Below are 14,119 nucleotides of genomic sequence, written 5' to 3' on the forward strand. Positions count from 1 at the left end.
CCACGTCCGTAGACACTGGAACCTAAATCCAGTACACGACCTCTGTTAGCTACGTTTACCCAGGTCAGCATATGCAGCTCGTAACAGAGGTGGGGCGGGGTGACACGAGTTGTGTCAACTATGTGTCACATTGCCCCCGACTCAAGGGGTGGGGTTGGTCCATGCCAGGAGCAACGCTGGCTCCCAGCGCACGAGGTCGAGCACGTCGAACGCGGTCAGCTCGTCCGAGTCCAAGTCGTTGGTGTCCATACCTGTATGACGTGTCGGATGGGCGGACGGTTCCACGTGAGTGGGCGGAGGTCCGAGAGCTACTTGCCTACGGGATCAAGCCACCGAGACGGGTACCCGTCGGGCGATTGCGGCGCGGCCGAATCAGGGTCAGTCTTGGACTGGATTACCTCGCGAGGGTTGGCTCCATCGCTCGGCCCTATATATCCAGCTGTCTCAAGTTGGTCCATTATTCGAGCAGCCCTGGCATACCCAATAGCTAGGCGCCGCTGCAAGAATGAAGTTGACGCACGCCCTTCCTTTCGAAGCAAATGGAGGGCGGTGGGCGCGAGCTCGTCACCTATAAACGGATCGTGTGGCGGTTCAGACTTTGACGCATCCGCCACCTGCCGTAAAGGAGCGGCAACTTCTAATTGCTGCTGACTAAATGACTTAAACTGATCAGCTAAAGCTGCCAGATTAGCTGTCAGTGTTTCGATGCTATGGGAGAGCGATCGAAGTTTTGACGAGTTGTCAGAATGTTCGGAATCCAGCCGAGCAAGCAACGTTTCTGTCGTCACCTGCTGGTTCAGAAAAGCAGGCTGGCGATGAGCTGCCAAGTCCACTACCAGCTGCAATGCTTGCCCTTGAGTCAGCACGAACCATTCGTTCTGAGCTTCAGCCCTATACTCTCGCAGCCGAACATGAATCGCACTTTCAGCCTCTTCTGCATTCTCCAGGAAGCGTGTTGCAACAAGCTCAACCTTGAAAGGGTTCGATGTTCTGATCGAAGAGAGCCTCGAGTTCACATTGACCGCCACTCCTATTTTGTAATAATTCTCACCACCTCGCATAATGTATACATGTTTCATGAAGATAGTATAACCACTCCCCCACACAAGCTACAACGTTGAAATACCTTGGATTGGTGGCGTTACTTAGCTTTTTTCGACTTTTAGGTAGGGCAGGGGACACCCCAGAACAGGGGTCGACCCATAAATCGCACAAACGAACAGAAAGACCCCTCTCTCCATCGAAAGAGGGGTCTTTAGTGGCGTCGAACGATTACTTCGAAGCGTCGTACGCATCCAAAATTTCTTGTCGCACCCTTCCTCGAGCGCTCACCTCATACCCGTTCTCCTCAGCCCACGCCCTGACTCGAGCGAGCTCCTCGGTACTCCGACCCGATCCGCTGGCCGCCCTCTGACGGGGGCGCGATGCGTTCGACAACTTCTTGCCGGCCTTGATGTACGGATCAAGCGCAGCTTCGAGCTCTTCGATGTTTTCGTTGCTCAGGTCCAGCTGGTACGACGCGCCCTCGTAGCCGATGACGACCCGGCGGCCTTCACCGTCTGCGATCTCCTCACCGGAAATATCATCGATGAGTATGCGAATAACTTTTTCAGCCATGCCATCACTATATGCATAAGCGACTTGTTCACGCTACAAGGCGCTTTGAATACTTAAGTTATACAAAGTACGCCCCGATGACTTCGGGGCGCTCCTGCGTTGAACTGTGCAGCCGTAGGGCTATTGAACGCCCTCGATCTGCGGCGTGCGCTTCTTCACGTACTTACCGAGCTTGCCAACTTGATGGTACGGGTCAAATTGTGTTGCGTTCATGGCGTCGAACACATTCAGTAGGTGAAGAGCCGTCGCGCCTACCGCAGCTATAGCCGCTGCCCGCGTCGCTGGCTTCTCGAGCATCGTGTCGGCGCGTTCGCTCAGTAATTCTCCTTCCGGACAAAGAACCTCCCACGCCACCACGCTGGCACCAAGAACGCCCCAGGCGATCGAGCTTGGCCGCGGGCGTTCCACGTTACTGCCTCGACGAGTTAAGACTGACGACTTTGCTGGTGTACTGGTTATAGGCGAGTGCCGCCACCACCGCGATCACCAGCGCCGAACCGGCCAGCTCCGCAAGACCTGCCACATTCATGTTTGGCTTCACCACTACGACTGCCGCGATAATCGACACGATGCCGTTCACCCATGCCGGGTACTTACTTGTGAATTGTACGGGCACGAGCTTCAGCAGCTCCGTGATGATCAGTACCGCGGCTGATGCCAGTACCGTTGCTTCAGTTAGTAGTTCCATATCACCTCCTTCGATGACTTAGTTGTTGGCCGGGCATTAATCGCACTCGGCATAGTTGTCTCGCCCGTGGCACCGGTAGCCCATGAGCGACTTGCGGCAAAGTCGTAGCTTGTGCCAGAACGCCGCGCTCACGACTTACCTCCGCCCACCCAGCCCCGCACCGTGTTGATCAGCGCCGTCAGGAAGTTGTCGGCTTCACGTTTCGCCTTCGCCTGTTCCTCCTCGATCGCCTTCGCCTTCGCATCAGCCTCCTGCGCTTTCCTGCGCTCTTCGGCAGCCTGCGCCTGCGCAGAGTCCATGGCCTTAGCTAGATCGTTGGCCTTCTTGGTGGCCTCGTCGAGCTGAGCCTTGGTTGGTCGTGATCCCAGCGACTTCACCTGCGCCTGTAGGTCATAGATCTGTTGCTGCCATTTGTCCTTACGCGCCAGCTCTCCTAGTACTTGGTCGGATAGAGCCTGGTTAGAGTTCTCGTGATCGCTCCACTCTTCGACAACGGTCCACGGGTCGCGACCCACGATCGCTCTGAAGACTGGATCACTCATATCCCAGTTGCCGACTAGCTGACGGTGCAGCCTGCCGAATCGCCACTTCCAGTTGCTTGCATTTTCAATCTTTCGCACATTCACCTCCTTCTTTTTCTCAATTACGCGCGTACCGCCGATCCCCTCACTCCAGCCGATATACGTCATCCGGTAGATGCGTTCGACGTCGCCGATTGAACCGAGCACGTCATGCTTGTTGATAGCGGCGTTCGCCTGGGTCCACGGCGAGCTGTAGACCACACCGTCCTTGTAGATCGCCACATGGCCGTATCGGGCGCCGTTCCAGTAGCCGTCGAACCAGATCGGCACGTACACGCCCTTCGGGATGTTCCAATCATCGTGGTTGAACACCGTGTTCCTGTTCCACCCGTCCAACGCGTAGGAGCCTGACCAACCGGCCCCGAAAGCGTTCTGCACGTACTCGAGGCACATCCCAATGCGAGCAGAGGTGTTAATGTTCGGCGCTTTGACTTGTCGGTAGCTCACGCCGCTACCTCCACGCACCCTTCGGCCTGAGCCCACGCAGGTACGCGGTAGAGATTGCGATAGGCGCTGTCCGCCTCATCGGTGTACTTCCAGGCGATGTAGTTGACCGGTAGAGAGTTTGCAGTTCGGATCACGCAGCCGATGACAGGTGTGCGGCCACTTGCGCCAGGTGCTCCTACGGGGCCAGTCTCGCCTCGCGGGCCGATTGGTCCTGCGTCTCCGCGATCGCCCTTCTCGCCGCGGATGGAAGCGCCGTCGTTGCCAGCAGGGCCGCGCAGCCCTTGCTCACCCCGTACTGATTCTCCCCGCTCACCTTGCGGTCCCGCCTCGCCACGGATCGATTGCCCATCACGGCCTGCCGGTCCACGCTCCCCGCGGAGCCAAGTCAGGAAGTCCAGCTCAGTGCCCCGGTAGCCATTCGTTCGCCAGATCTCATACGCGCTCTTACCCGGTGGCCCATCTTCGCCATTCCTGCCAGGCGTCGCGACTGTCAGCGGCTCTTTGCCGGCCTTTTGGAGCTCGTCGACCCGCTGGTAGTTCGTGACCATCACCCAAGTCATGCAGCTCAGGATCACGAGGAGGAAGGTGGGGAAGAGGAGTCGTCGCGCCTTCATTGCACACCCCCCTTGGCTGAGTTGACGATCAACTGCCACAAGGTGACGGCGAGCATGGGGATTACGGCAGTGACCAGGGTCCACACCACGCGGCTGTAGTTCCCGAGAGTCTTCTCAAGCGACGCAATCTTGCTGTCGCGCTTCTGCAGCTCGAGCTTTAGCTCAGGCCTGGTCGGGTAGGTCTGACTCTGGTTGACGATGAGCTGCTTGAGCTCCTCCTGGGTTCGTACGACCGCGTCAATCTTCTCGGCCAGGGCATTGACCTGGTAGACCTTCGCAGGTTTTTCACTTTCGTCTTGGGAGGAGCGGACACTGGTTGTCATGCTATCCCCAGGCGGTTACGTTCCAAATACGAAAGTTTGCGCCAGCATCGGTAGTTACGTTTACCGTCACGCCATCTGAGTCAAAACTCGTCACTGACCCATGATAGATATTTGCCGCGCCGGAAGTTGCCACGAACGTTCCATTGGTACCGTAAATAGTTCTAAAAGAACCCGTTCCCGAAGACGATGCGGAAAAGTTCTGCACAATAGGCGACCCGTCAACAGCAGTTCCAGATGCTTGAAAGTCTGTCGCACCGGAGGATACACCAATAGTTACCTGGATCATCTTTGGACGAAATCCAAATCCAGTCAACGATTTTACCCCGGTCCCCGCACTGAACGTAATCTGCGCAGCGTAAAATCCGCCACTTCGCTTCTCCGGCGACACCGACCCGTCAGGAATCAACGGCGCAACCACCGACCCATTCGGCAGCACCTTCTCCGCCGCCACCCTCTTCGTCACGTTCATTGAACTATCGACGATGGGGATAAAGTCACCGCTGTCGGCCTGGACCAGCTCCGGTAAGTCAGTAATCCTTTTGTCTGCCATGGCGGTTCTCCATATTTAGTTGTTATACCTTCTAATTCCAACGTAACACTAAGACGGCGTGTTTGGAAGATTCTGGTATTGCTCGTTATTGAGCGCCTTCTCCGTCTTCGACAACGTGTCCACTTGGCGATCGAGCAGCGCGCCCAGCTCCAGCGTCACCGCCGTCGGTGTGTACGTCTTGCTCACGATCTGCAGCGGCGGGACCCCGTCGATGTAGTTGCCGAAGTTCTTGAAGCCCACCGTCTGCCCGATCTTGATGCTCTCAATGTCGTAGCGCCCGGACGTAATCGTCACCGTCGTCGTATACACCGGCGCTGCCCCCGCACTCAGCACCTTGTTGCCACGCGCCAGCATCGACGCGTCCAGCGTGTAGCGCCGGTCGGTGATCCGCTCTAAGCCCACCCGCCATTGGCTCTGGCTCGTCGGGTTCTCGTACTTCTTGAACTTCGTCGTAGCCGGGTTGTTCGGGTCGGTCTGCCCGCCCACGAAGTACACGCGGTTCTTCAGGCCTTCCATCGTCCGCTTAATCCGGACCGTCTTGATGTGCCACCCAACCACGAAGGTGTGGTCGTACCCCTGGCTCACCGGCCGCATGTAAATCAGGTTCTCCGCCACATCGCCGTACCAGTACCAGCCGTCCGGTGTCTGGTCGTAAATGCTCTGGATGGCTTCCAGCTTCGTGTTGAGCTGGAAGTCCATCGTCTGCGTCACGCCCGTGCTCGGCAGGCTCACCGAGCTATAGCTCATCCGGCCGGGGTTCGTGTCCAGAATGTTCTTCGTGATCACCGAGAGCTCGGTACCGCTGAAGCGCACATTCGTCTTCGTGCCGTCGAGTACCTCCTGGTCGCTCAGCTCATTGCCGTGCGACACCACGGTCACCCACACCGACGACTCTTCGCCGTAGCTCGCGTCGTAGTCCAGCACGTACCCGCTGAAGACACGCGTGCCCAGCGGCGCTCCAGAGACGACCATGATGTTGTCGCCGGCCTGCGTCACGATCGGCTCTCCGAGCTGCGTCACAAGCCGCGCAAACTCGCCGTAGTGCACGTAGATGTCGACGTTGTAGTTGAGCTCCACGTCGGTGCCTTCACCCACCGTGTTGGGTGTCTCGTACACGCTGACGAGCCTCGCGCCGTCTTCGGTCGTGAGGAAGTCCCCGCCCTGCGTGAGGAGGTTCGCTCGCACTTCCCTGGTGGTGTTGGCAGAGCGGGCCAAGCGCACGGTCGTCGTCGTACCCGGTGAGTTGATGCGCTCGGTGAACTCGAGGTTGTCGGCCACGTCTACCCACACGCCGACATAAGTGCCGTCGTGCTTCGAGATTTTGTAGAGGTAGTACTTCTCGTCTTGCTTGCCTACTGCGGACCAGTCGGTCGGAGGAGGAGGTGGCGGGGCGGACTGGATGATGGACGGGGCTTCTACTGCCGCCTCCGGCGCGATGTTGCCGAAGGCCGACATGAACATGGTCTTGAGCAGCGTGCCGAAGCCTTCCTCGCTCGGAATGTCGCCGGCCGCGGTGATGAACTGCGTCGTGAACGACACGGGCGAGACGGACTCCGCAGATGGGATGCCCTCCAAGCCGAAGACGAGCTTGGTCGTGAGCATTCCGAAGGCCTCAGCGCTTGAAACGCTACTTGGACGGAGTTGCATGTTCAGGCGGGGTTCGGCGTGCGCTTCGGTGCTTGGAGCGCTGTCGAGGTCAACGTAGGTGATGCCGGGTGAGAACGAGGGTTGGTCGAAGGCTTCGGTGCTGGAAATTGAAGTGGGAGCGATTGTCTGCGGCGCGGGGTCGTAGTTGACCCGAACTTCCCCGTAATTAATGGACAACGTTGAACCCACCAGCTTATAAAAGACTCGATATTCGACAGAGTTTATGATCGAGTTGGGCGGGATCGATGAGAAGTCGAATCCAGATAACTGGAGACTGGACTTGTTGAAGGTTTGACCCGCGCCCGCAGTAACGTTCGCCTGAAGCTGTAGCTTAGTTATTAAATTGGCGTATGTTATCGGCGCACCGTTGTCTACCGTTATAGCGCCCTGCTGTACCGCTTCCGTCGCACTTGGCGCAACCGCATACCCGGTTCCGGCGTTGATCATGATGTAGATACTTGGATTACCTACGCCTGAGGCATATTGCGAGTCGTAGACGAGGGCATTGTCTTTATCCGCCCACAATGAAGGGCGGCCGTTCCAAAGCGGCACAGTCGCTACAGTTGGTGCAAGCCAAGGGGTAGTAGCCACTTACGCGGCCCTACAGCTTAAATATACAATTAGCGCCGTTACTCCAAGCGGTAGCTATATCCCCGCCATTTGGCGTGATCGGCAAGCCTGTACCAGTGTCGATGTACGCGATGAGCCTCGAAGTCGCCGCGTTACCCGTGTCCTTGTACAGGACCACCGCCTCCACCGTCGGACCGCTCACGCTGGTGAACGTCACATCGTTGGCGTCCGCCACTCCCCCTGTACTGGTCTTCCCTGTCAGATTTGGGCTGGTCGCGACACGAGCCGCACTCGGGATGTCCGCCAGGAACTTGTTGCTCGCCAGCGACGCGGTGTACGCGCCAGTGTCGACGAGTACCGCCTTAATGTTGTCGCTCTGCCAGTTGATGCTTCCGTCGAGAAATCCCTCTCTCCCGTTGTCGTATAGAGCATTCGCCATTATTCAATTCTCCTTGTTTATTCTCTTAACTTAACCTATAACCACCGCCTTGTGTAGGCCGCCGTTAATGTCACATCCCTGCTCGTAAATCCATCCAAGTACGAGATACTCGATGGACCGGCCTCCCACTGCGGGAATTGCCCCGAGAAGTCCGTTGCGACGTTATTGACGAACACCGTCATCTTCAGCGAGTCAATCTCGAGCACGTCGCCGGCCCCCCAGTCTCGCTCTACCGAGATACCTCGCAGCGTGGTGCCGTTCGAGATCGTGACGACCTTGTCCCCCCCGCCACTGATCGTGTTGATCGTGAGCGTGATGGTGGGCTGCGCCTTGTATGTGCCGCCCACCTGAATAGGCAGCGTCGCACCGGACCCGGTGATGCCGGTCGGCTCGAGGAGCGCCGACGAGTCCACGTCCCATCCCACTCCGTCCGGGCAGAGAAACGAGACCGCGAAGCGCGCGCTCGTGCCGTGAGTGTTGCGGTTGATCGTCACCGTGGAGGCGTACGAGAGGTAGCGGCGCACTCCCCCGGCGTAGTCGATGTCGAAGGCCTGGTTTCGCACGCCCATAGCCACCTTGAACTCGTCGATGGCTTGCTCGAGCTGAGCCGGATGATCTCGCCGGATCACGCCCTCGATGGAGTAGTTCTTCGAGCGATAGCGCTGCTGGACCACCAGAGCGCCGTCAGCCTGCGTCAGCGTGTCCGCCTGAATCACAGACTCAGGGCTCGAGTAGATGTCTGTAGAGTTCACCCAAATACCGTTCTGCGGGTCCTGGAGGTTGAACTGGCCGTAGCGGATGCCGATCATGCGACACCCCTTGCTGCCAGGCGCTGCTGCTTGTCGATCTGCTGCGCGAGATCCCGGACGTCGCTGTCACTGCGCATCGAGACGGGTCCGAGGAACTGGATGGAGATAGTCGACGGGCCATCGCTCTGCATCATCTGGCGGGTCTGGTAGTTCGGGATGACTCGTGCCCCCTGCGGGAGGTTGACGAGCTCGGGTCCGTGCTCGCCGACGAGAGTTTGTCCACCAGGCGAGTAGGCGGTGCCGACGGCGTTTTTGAACGGTGCACCGGTGCTGTAGCCGGCCGCCTTGGCCGCTTCGGCGTTATCCACGTTGCCGCGGACGTTGTAAGTGACGGTCCGGCCATTGAGGCCATCGAGCCTGAGCGAGAGGGAGTTGACTGCGGCGTCTTGTCCCCACAGTGACCGGGTAGTTGGGTCGAGGGCCGCACGCTTCTCGGCTTCCGCCTTCGCGAGCGCGTCCTTCAGGGCCGCAAGTTCCTTCTGCGCTTCCTTGTTTTCGAGCGTTGCTTGCTTGGCGCGACCGTTTGCCTGCTCAAGGTTGTACTGCGCTTGACTTAGTTGTTGAGCTGCCTCTCGTGCTTCCAGTGACTCCGGCCCGTACTGGGCGACAGTCTCGTTATACGTCCGTTGAGCTCGTTCTACTGCCAGAGCTGCAGCTTGCGCCGATAGTTGCGCACCTTTCAGGTTGTCTTCGGCTTGCTTCGCACTGTCAGTCGCGAGTTTGAGCTGATCACGCGCAGCAGCTAGACCGCGAGTTGAGTTGGCGTTGCTGTTGGTCGAGTTCACCGCTGACGCGTAGGCGGTGACGATACCGATCGCACCCGCTATGACTAGACCGACGGGGTTCGCCATTAAAGCTGCATTTAGACCACGTTGTGCGAGGGCCCATGCACCAGTCGCCACTGTGACCGTGGTCGTAATTAGTTTATACGTTCCCAAACTGGTTGCTGCCATTATCAGGAGTGGGGTCATGGTGCTCAGTTGGGAAAGGAACGATGAGGTCGCGAGAATCAATCCTTCCAGTCCGTACAGCGCCGCCCTGGCTCCTCCGACAAGCACCCCGCCTAGCCACTGAGCAAACGGGCTTTGAATTGCCTGCTGAAACGCTGGAATTAGTCCGCCGCTAATCGCCGCCCCGACCCGCGTCAAGGCCGGTGACAGTCGTTGGTACACGCTGTCTGCCGTGTCGAGGAAGCTACCCATCACGTCGCGGACCACCGGCGCGATCTCCCGGAGCAGTCCAGTCGCTCCTTCGACCGCGCTCATGAACCGATCCCCGAGGCCGCCCTCGATGAAGTTGTTCGTGACCGCGTCAACCCCGAGCACCGCGTTGCCGACGTTGCGGAACGCGCTCTGGAGGCGGATGAACCGACCCTCAATGGTCTGGGCGCGAGCGGAGAGAAGTTCGTCTGGCAGCGCGGTGTTGAGTGCCTGCCATAGTTCGTCCGCGCTAACCGCAGCGCCGCGGAACTTCCGGTCGAGTCCGATACCGCGCTCAATGAGCATGTCGAAGTCGACAGCGTCGAGACGGCCTTTGGCAGCTGCTCGACCAACGATCGCGGAGAGTTCCTGGAACGTGGTCTTGCCCTGCGAGACGCCCTTAGACAGGATCTTCACGCGCTCAGCGAGCGTGTCAGTCTCGTTGCCGTACATCTTGAGGGTGGAGGCCGCAGCGAACATGTCCTTGCGGTTGAAGAGCACGCCCATGTCGCTCTGCGCATAGGCCACAAGGTCCCCGAGGACCTTGTCGACCTTGCCTGCGTCCTTCTCATAGGCCTGTAGGCCGAAGCGTGCCTCTTCCACGGCTTTCACCTGGTCGAAGGCAGCTTTGGAGGCTGCGATGAGACCGGTAGTGGCTGCGGTCGTGCCGGCCACGAAGAGACCGCCAGCTACTCGGCCAGCGGTGGAAAGTGCGCCCTTCAGCTTGTCGGCGTTGGTGGCGTTCTTGCCCATCTCGGTGTTGACGCCACGAAGAACCTTGGACGCTTGGTCTTTGGCTGTGATGAGTATCGAGATGGTGTTCGCCATATTTAGTTGTTCCTTTTTGCTTCTACTTGCGCTCTATCTTGATCCAGCTTCCAAATCATCAGCGCTTTGTCGATCTCGTCGGCTGGCTCATTCATAAATTCGTGGTGGCTCAGCCTGAACCGTTCCCGATACCGAAACTCCGCGATCTCCTGAGCAATGTGCCGAGGGACCGCGATGCCCCGCACTATTGCGTCTCGGAACTGTTCGTAGCTGTCTGCGGTGCGTCTTCGCTCGAAGTCGCCGAGGACGTAGTTCCCGTCCCGGTCTCGCCTAAAGGGTCAGCGTCGTATCGCACCCCCGTCATGTCAGCGAAGACAAGGTCAACGACTTCAACGGGCAGCTCAGCGACGTCTTCTTTAGTCGCCTCTTCGAGCTTGCCACCAGCTTCGAAGCGGAGTTGCCCGCCTACAAAGTGGTCTTGGATCAGCTTGATGCCGATGTTGATCGCGGTCTCGTCATCCGCTGCGTCACCGGTGGTCTTGAGCCATTCGTTCTTCTCGGCGTACGTCATCGGGCTCCAGCTGATGTAGCAGTCTTCAAGCCCCTCGAAGCGATCGAGAGAAGTCCGGCGGGTGTAGGCGATCCGTCGTCCCATTACGATGCCGCCTCATACGTTGCACGGGTGTTCCGTAGGACCGCCTCGACTGAGTAGCCAGCGCTGAGGCTGTACTCGCCCTTCAAGTTGAGCGTCTGCGTGACGACCTCGTTGCGGTCCCCTGAGCGCTCGAGCTCGCGGGTGCGGACCTGCGGCAGGGTGAAGGTCAGCGAGCGGTTGCCGTTCTGCAACTTCACTTCCATGGCCTTGGCCACGTTGTTCAGGAAGTCGTCCTCATACTGAGTGTCGGTGTAGCGGATGACCAGCTCGCCAGTGACGGTGAACGCGCCGCGGTCGAACTCTGGTGTGCTGCCGGTACCGAGCGGGTTAAATGGCTCGCTTGGTCGCTCGAGGTTGAGTTTGGCGCTCACGGCTTTCAGGTTGGTCGCGCTTGAGAGGCCGGCCACGTTGGCTGCCAGCTTCACGCTGATGTGCTTGCTGGTGAACTCTGTCTCGTCGATAAATGCTGGTGTCGCGGTTGTCGGTGTACCCGATCGAGCCTTGAGGGCTGACGAGAACATCACCCAGTCATCTGCTTCAGCAGAGAACTCGAGGGTGTCGACGGTGCCGTAGGCGTACTGCTTTGTCTCGAGCGGGTTGCTGCGCAGCACCGAGAGGGTTCGCGGGATGCTCGACTGGCCCATGCGGAAGGTGTGCGGGTAGACGCCGCTGACGGCTGCGCCGGTCGTTGGGAGGCCGAAGAAGCCGGAGAGCAAGTAGCCGATCGCCTGGTCTGCAACCTTGCCGCCGATGGTGCCTTCCATCCAGTCTGAGGTGACCTCTGAGTCGCTGATCTCGTCGACCACGCCCATGGCGCTCTCGTTCTCGACCACGTTGGTCTTGGGCTGGAGACCGTTGTCGTACCAGCGCACGTAGATCTGCGGAGCCACCGCAACCCCTGGGGTTGATTCAATACCGAGGCCGATGGCCTCCATTCGTCCAATCTGGTTATCAGCTGTTGCCATCACCTTCCTCTCGTTTCTTCTTTAGTTCTTCGACACGACTGGGCACAGCGTCTAGCGACTCTGCGTCCACCTCTCCGAAGTCCGGCACAAAGTACTTATTGCGCTCTTGGCGAAGCTTCTTCGTTACGGCTTTCGATTTGTCCTTCTTATTGCTCATACTATTAACGTAAACCATCCTCTAGATTTTTGGTATAGCCGACCGCGACGTTTATTACCATCATGATCAGCGCGCCGCCTTTGCTATCCACCGCATCCCAATCTGCACGAGTAGCTCTCATGATGTATGTACCGAGAGAGGGATCGATTTCCTCGAGCCTGTTTCCGAAGTCGCCCTCATCTAGCGCGTCAAGGATTAGGTCAGTGAGGGTGTAGATCTGATCGAGCTGTTGGCCCTGGATTGCTTCAATGTTCTCTAGTGGCAGGTGAACCACGATCTGGTAATTGACCTCGCGGTCGTTCTGACTCATCGCGCCCTTAGTGTTCTCGATAAAATCTGGTAGCACCCGGACCACGGGCGAGCCATCAAAGTCCTTGCTCGTGTCGTCAGTGACCGCGTAGAACGCCGCCTCACCGTCAATCTCGAGACCGGAAAGAAGCGTCACGAGTGCGTTTTTGATCTGTTTTGACTTACTCATGATGCGGAGAGCTCCTGTATTAACTTGTCAATTTCGGTATTGAAGCGCCGCTTGATCCTCGGCTCCATGAACTTGAAGGTCGGACCGACAAACGGGTGCGCTTTGGTCCCCTTCTTGGCGATCGACCGCTGCACAGCGAACGGGCTGATTCCCTTGGCTTTCGCCCACTTGGCGAGCGGAGTGCCATCCTTCACGCTGGTCCAGTGTGGTTTCGTGCCGTGCTCGACGTACTGAGCGTGCTTCGCCGTCGGGCCGATCGAAGCCTCGAGCTTGCCGATCTGGTACTTGACCGATTGCCGTAAATCACCCGTGACACCCACGTTGGCGCGCTGACGCATCTCACGCTGCGTCTCGATGCTCACGACTCGCAGGACCCGGTTGAGCCTGTTCTCTACCTTGGCCGGCGCTTCTCGGAGCATCTGCTGGACCGCGGCAGAATCGACAGAGACCTTGATCTCAGGCATTAGGCCACCTCCTGCTCGCAGACGGCTTCGAAGTGGCTCACCGGTGGCACGTTGCGGTAGTCACGGACGTAGCGCACCGATAGACGGGTGCCGTCCCAGAGCAGCCGGTCCCCCACTCGGACGTCTTCATCTGGCGCGAAGTGGACCTCGTAGCCCCGACCGAGCTGCAGACCGTTCTGAATCGTCGTGTTCGAACCCATGGGCAGGACTAAGCAGCGAGCCGTTGGCTTCGCCGTCTGCATCTGCTTGCGCCCGTTGGTCCCTATCGGGGTTAGGCGTTGGATAGTGCAGGAGTGGTTGAGGAGAAGCACGTCAGATCCTCCTCAGCGCGTATGACTTCACCACCTGCATGTCGCGAGAGACTGTCGGATCTGGTTGTCCACCAAAGCCGGATGAGCTGTTGGCGAACTGGAGGGTGTAGCTCCCTACCTGCGCACGAGAGATCTCGCGCCCACCATTGGTCGCCCAGTCGTAGTAACTCGTAGCAATGCCGAGAGCAGCCAGGACCAGGTCGTCGGGGACCGCTTCGGTCCCGTAGGTGTACTTCACTTCCAGGTAGTCCTCGATAGGCCGGCGACCCCCGGACTTGAGCCGGAGCCTGCCCTCTGCGGAGCAGTAGTAGCGATTCGCTTCGAGTGTGGTGGCGGTGTCCCCCGGATAGCCGGTCCGCACGTACTCCACTTCCCGCACGTCCATGTGGCGCAGCCACACCACGCTCGACGCGTCGTGACGCTCTGTGGCGGTCTTTTCCTCGCCCCAGCACCTAGATGTCACATTCTCGATCCAAGCGTTCACAGCGGCGACGACAGCAGCTCCTACCTCGTCATTAACCGCAGGGTTCACTTGTTTCAACTGTGGCACGGTGATTATGGAGCTCATCTAAGTATCAACATAATACAAAACGCGCCCTTTGGATAGAGCGCGCTTCGCTTGTTGGTTTGTGTCTATTTTTTGGTTTCAGTTTTCGCTTCAGCTTTCGCCGTTTCAGCTGGCTTAGATTCCTTCTTACCGACGGACTTGTAAGCTTCGATGCCACGCTCTTCGGCTACTGTATCGATCACCTTTGCCTCGTCTGCCGATAGGTCCACCACATCACCTTTGCAGTGAGGATAAACATTGGACCGTTCCCGCTCTGGTGGACACCCGGA

General features: G+C 58.5%; 19 protein-coding genes. All 19 read right to left on the reverse strand.

Annotated features, from left to right (window positions below; all coding sequences use genetic code 11):
* Positions 1–308 precede the first annotated feature (308 nt).
* Complete coding sequence (locus tag G6024_RS14600) at positions 309–1,079, reverse strand: DNA translocase FtsK (protein ID WP_200841578.1); 771 nt, start codon at positions 1,077–1,079, stop codon at positions 309–311.
* Positions 1,080–1,272: 193 nt separating this feature from the next.
* A complete protein-coding gene (locus G6024_RS14605; protein ID WP_159149034.1) occupies positions 1,273–1,617 on the reverse strand; it encodes a histone-like nucleoid-structuring protein Lsr2 in 345 nt (114 codons plus the stop codon).
* 120 nt (positions 1,618–1,737) lie between these two features.
* Complete coding sequence (locus G6024_RS14610; protein ID WP_159149035.1) at positions 1,738–2,025, reverse strand: DUF7427 family protein; 288 nt, start codon at positions 2,023–2,025, stop codon at positions 1,738–1,740.
* Position 2,026: 1 nt separating this feature from the next.
* Positions 2,027–2,305 carry a hypothetical protein gene (locus G6024_RS14615; RefSeq protein ID WP_159149036.1) on the reverse strand — a complete coding sequence of 93 codons (279 nt, stop codon included), beginning with the start codon at positions 2,303–2,305 and terminating at the stop codon, positions 2,027–2,029.
* Between the two features lie 128 nt (positions 2,306–2,433).
* Positions 2,434–3,333 (reverse strand): cell envelope integrity TolA family protein, encoded by a 900-nt coding sequence (locus tag G6024_RS14620; RefSeq protein WP_182640403.1) that lies wholly within the window; start codon positions 3,331–3,333, stop codon positions 2,434–2,436.
* Positions 3,334–3,943: 610 nt separating this feature from the next.
* Positions 3,944–4,270, reverse strand: coding sequence for a hypothetical protein (locus tag G6024_RS14625; RefSeq protein WP_159149038.1), 327 nt, complete (start codon positions 4,268–4,270; stop codon positions 3,944–3,946).
* Position 4,271: 1 nt separating this feature from the next.
* The gene (locus tag G6024_RS14630; RefSeq protein WP_159149039.1) at positions 4,272–4,820 is read right to left on the reverse strand and encodes a hypothetical protein; all 549 of its coding nucleotides are present in this window, start codon (positions 4,818–4,820) and stop codon (positions 4,272–4,274) included.
* Positions 4,821–4,868: 48 nt separating this feature from the next.
* On the reverse strand, positions 4,869–6,914 hold the full coding sequence (locus G6024_RS14635) for a phage tail family protein (protein WP_182640404.1): 2,046 nt from the start codon (positions 6,912–6,914) through the stop codon (positions 4,869–4,871).
* 154 nt (positions 6,915–7,068) lie between these two features.
* Positions 7,069–7,476: a hypothetical protein gene (locus G6024_RS14640; protein WP_159149041.1), complete on the reverse strand. Its 408-nt coding sequence runs from the start codon at positions 7,474–7,476 to the stop codon at positions 7,069–7,071.
* A gap of 35 nt (positions 7,477–7,511) precedes the next feature.
* A complete protein-coding gene (locus G6024_RS14645; RefSeq protein ID WP_159149042.1) occupies positions 7,512–8,285 on the reverse strand; it encodes a phage distal tail protein in 774 nt (257 codons plus the stop codon).
* Positions 8,282–10,312 carry a tape measure protein gene (locus tag G6024_RS14650; RefSeq protein ID WP_159149043.1) on the reverse strand — a complete coding sequence of 677 codons (2,031 nt, stop codon included), beginning with the start codon at positions 10,310–10,312 and terminating at the stop codon, positions 8,282–8,284. Before G6024_RS14650 ends, G6024_RS14645 begins: the two co-directional genes overlap by 4 nt.
* A 184-nt stretch (positions 10,313–10,496) precedes the next feature.
* On the reverse strand, positions 10,497–10,907 hold the full coding sequence (locus G6024_RS14655; RefSeq protein ID WP_159149044.1) for a hypothetical protein: 411 nt from the start codon (positions 10,905–10,907) through the stop codon (positions 10,497–10,499).
* A complete protein-coding gene (locus G6024_RS14660) occupies positions 10,907–11,842 on the reverse strand; it encodes a phage tail tube protein (protein WP_159149045.1) in 936 nt (311 codons plus the stop codon). Before G6024_RS14660 ends, G6024_RS14655 begins: the two co-directional genes overlap by 1 nt.
* Before the next feature lie 16 nt (positions 11,843–11,858).
* Positions 11,859–12,029 (reverse strand): hypothetical protein, encoded by a 171-nt coding sequence (locus tag G6024_RS14665; protein WP_159149046.1) that lies wholly within the window; start codon positions 12,027–12,029, stop codon positions 11,859–11,861.
* 4 nt (positions 12,030–12,033) lie between these two features.
* On the reverse strand, positions 12,034–12,507 hold the full coding sequence (locus G6024_RS14670) for a hypothetical protein (RefSeq protein ID WP_159149047.1): 474 nt from the start codon (positions 12,505–12,507) through the stop codon (positions 12,034–12,036).
* A complete protein-coding gene (locus G6024_RS14675) occupies positions 12,504–12,971 on the reverse strand; it encodes an HK97-gp10 family putative phage morphogenesis protein (protein ID WP_159149048.1) in 468 nt (155 codons plus the stop codon). The genes G6024_RS14670 and G6024_RS14675 overlap by 4 nt, the downstream gene beginning before the upstream one ends.
* Positions 12,971–13,171 carry a hypothetical protein gene (locus tag G6024_RS14680; protein ID WP_159149049.1) on the reverse strand — a complete coding sequence of 67 codons (201 nt, stop codon included), beginning with the start codon at positions 13,169–13,171 and terminating at the stop codon, positions 12,971–12,973. The genes G6024_RS14675 and G6024_RS14680 overlap by 1 nt, the downstream gene beginning before the upstream one ends.
* A gap of 112 nt (positions 13,172–13,283) precedes the next feature.
* Positions 13,284–13,850, reverse strand: a complete 567-nt coding sequence (locus G6024_RS14685; protein WP_159149050.1) for a head-tail connector protein — start codon at positions 13,848–13,850, stop codon at positions 13,284–13,286.
* Positions 13,851–13,915: 65 nt separating this feature from the next.
* Positions 13,916–14,119 (reverse strand): hypothetical protein (locus tag G6024_RS14690; RefSeq protein ID WP_206683393.1); only part of this gene is annotated, 204 nt, incomplete at its 5' end.

It is taken from the genome of Dietzia maris (assembly GCF_014144855.1).
Classification (GTDB): Bacteria; Actinomycetota; Actinomycetes; order Mycobacteriales; family Mycobacteriaceae; genus Dietzia; species Dietzia kunjamensis.

Bases quoted from the DNA above. Each gene is read 5' to 3' on its own strand.
- G6024_RS14600 (WP_200841578.1), bottom strand. From the start codon at position 1,079: ATGAAACATGTATACATTATGCGAGGTGGTGAGAATTATTACAAAATA.
- G6024_RS14625 (WP_159149038.1), bottom strand. From the start codon at position 4,270: ATGACAACCAGTGTCCGCTCCTCCCAAGACGAAAGTGAAAAACCTGCG.
- G6024_RS14650 (WP_159149043.1), bottom strand. From the start codon at position 10,312: ATGGCGAACACCATCTCGATACTCATCACAGCCAAAGACCAAGCGTCC.
- G6024_RS14655 (WP_159149044.1), bottom strand. From the start codon at position 10,907: ATGGGACGACGGATCGCCTACACCCGCCGGACTTCTCTCGATCGCTTC.
- G6024_RS14685 (WP_159149050.1), bottom strand. From the start codon at position 13,850: ATGAGCTCCATAATCACCGTGCCACAGTTGAAACAAGTGAACCCTGCG.
- G6024_RS14670 (WP_159149047.1), bottom strand. From the start codon at position 12,507: ATGAGTAAGTCAAAACAGATCAAAAACGCACTCGTGACGCTTCTTTCC.
- G6024_RS14640 (WP_159149041.1), bottom strand. From the start codon at position 7,476: ATGGCGAATGCTCTATACGACAACGGGAGAGAGGGATTTCTCGACGGA.
- G6024_RS14665 (WP_159149046.1), bottom strand. From the start codon at position 12,029: ATGAGCAATAAGAAGGACAAATCGAAAGCCGTAACGAAGAAGCTTCGC.
- G6024_RS14645 (WP_159149042.1), bottom strand. From the start codon at position 8,285: ATGATCGGCATCCGCTACGGCCAGTTCAACCTCCAGGACCCGCAGAAC.
- G6024_RS14675 (WP_159149048.1), bottom strand. From the start codon at position 12,971: ATGCCTGAGATCAAGGTCTCTGTCGATTCTGCCGCGGTCCAGCAGATG.
- G6024_RS14605 (WP_159149034.1), bottom strand. From the start codon at position 1,617: ATGGCTGAAAAAGTTATTCGCATACTCATCGATGATATTTCCGGTGAG.
- G6024_RS14680 (WP_159149049.1), bottom strand. From the start codon at position 13,171: ATGGGTTCGAACACGACGATTCAGAACGGTCTGCAGCTCGGTCGGGGC.
- G6024_RS14660 (WP_159149045.1), bottom strand. From the start codon at position 11,842: ATGGAGGCCATCGGCCTCGGTATTGAATCAACCCCAGGGGTTGCGGTG.
- G6024_RS14635 (WP_182640404.1), bottom strand. From the start codon at position 6,914: ATGATCAACGCCGGAACCGGGTATGCGGTTGCGCCAAGTGCGACGGAA.
- G6024_RS14630 (WP_159149039.1), bottom strand. From the start codon at position 4,820: ATGGCAGACAAAAGGATTACTGACTTACCGGAGCTGGTCCAGGCCGAC.
- G6024_RS14615 (WP_159149036.1), bottom strand. From the start codon at position 2,305: ATGGAACTACTAACTGAAGCAACGGTACTGGCATCAGCCGCGGTACTG.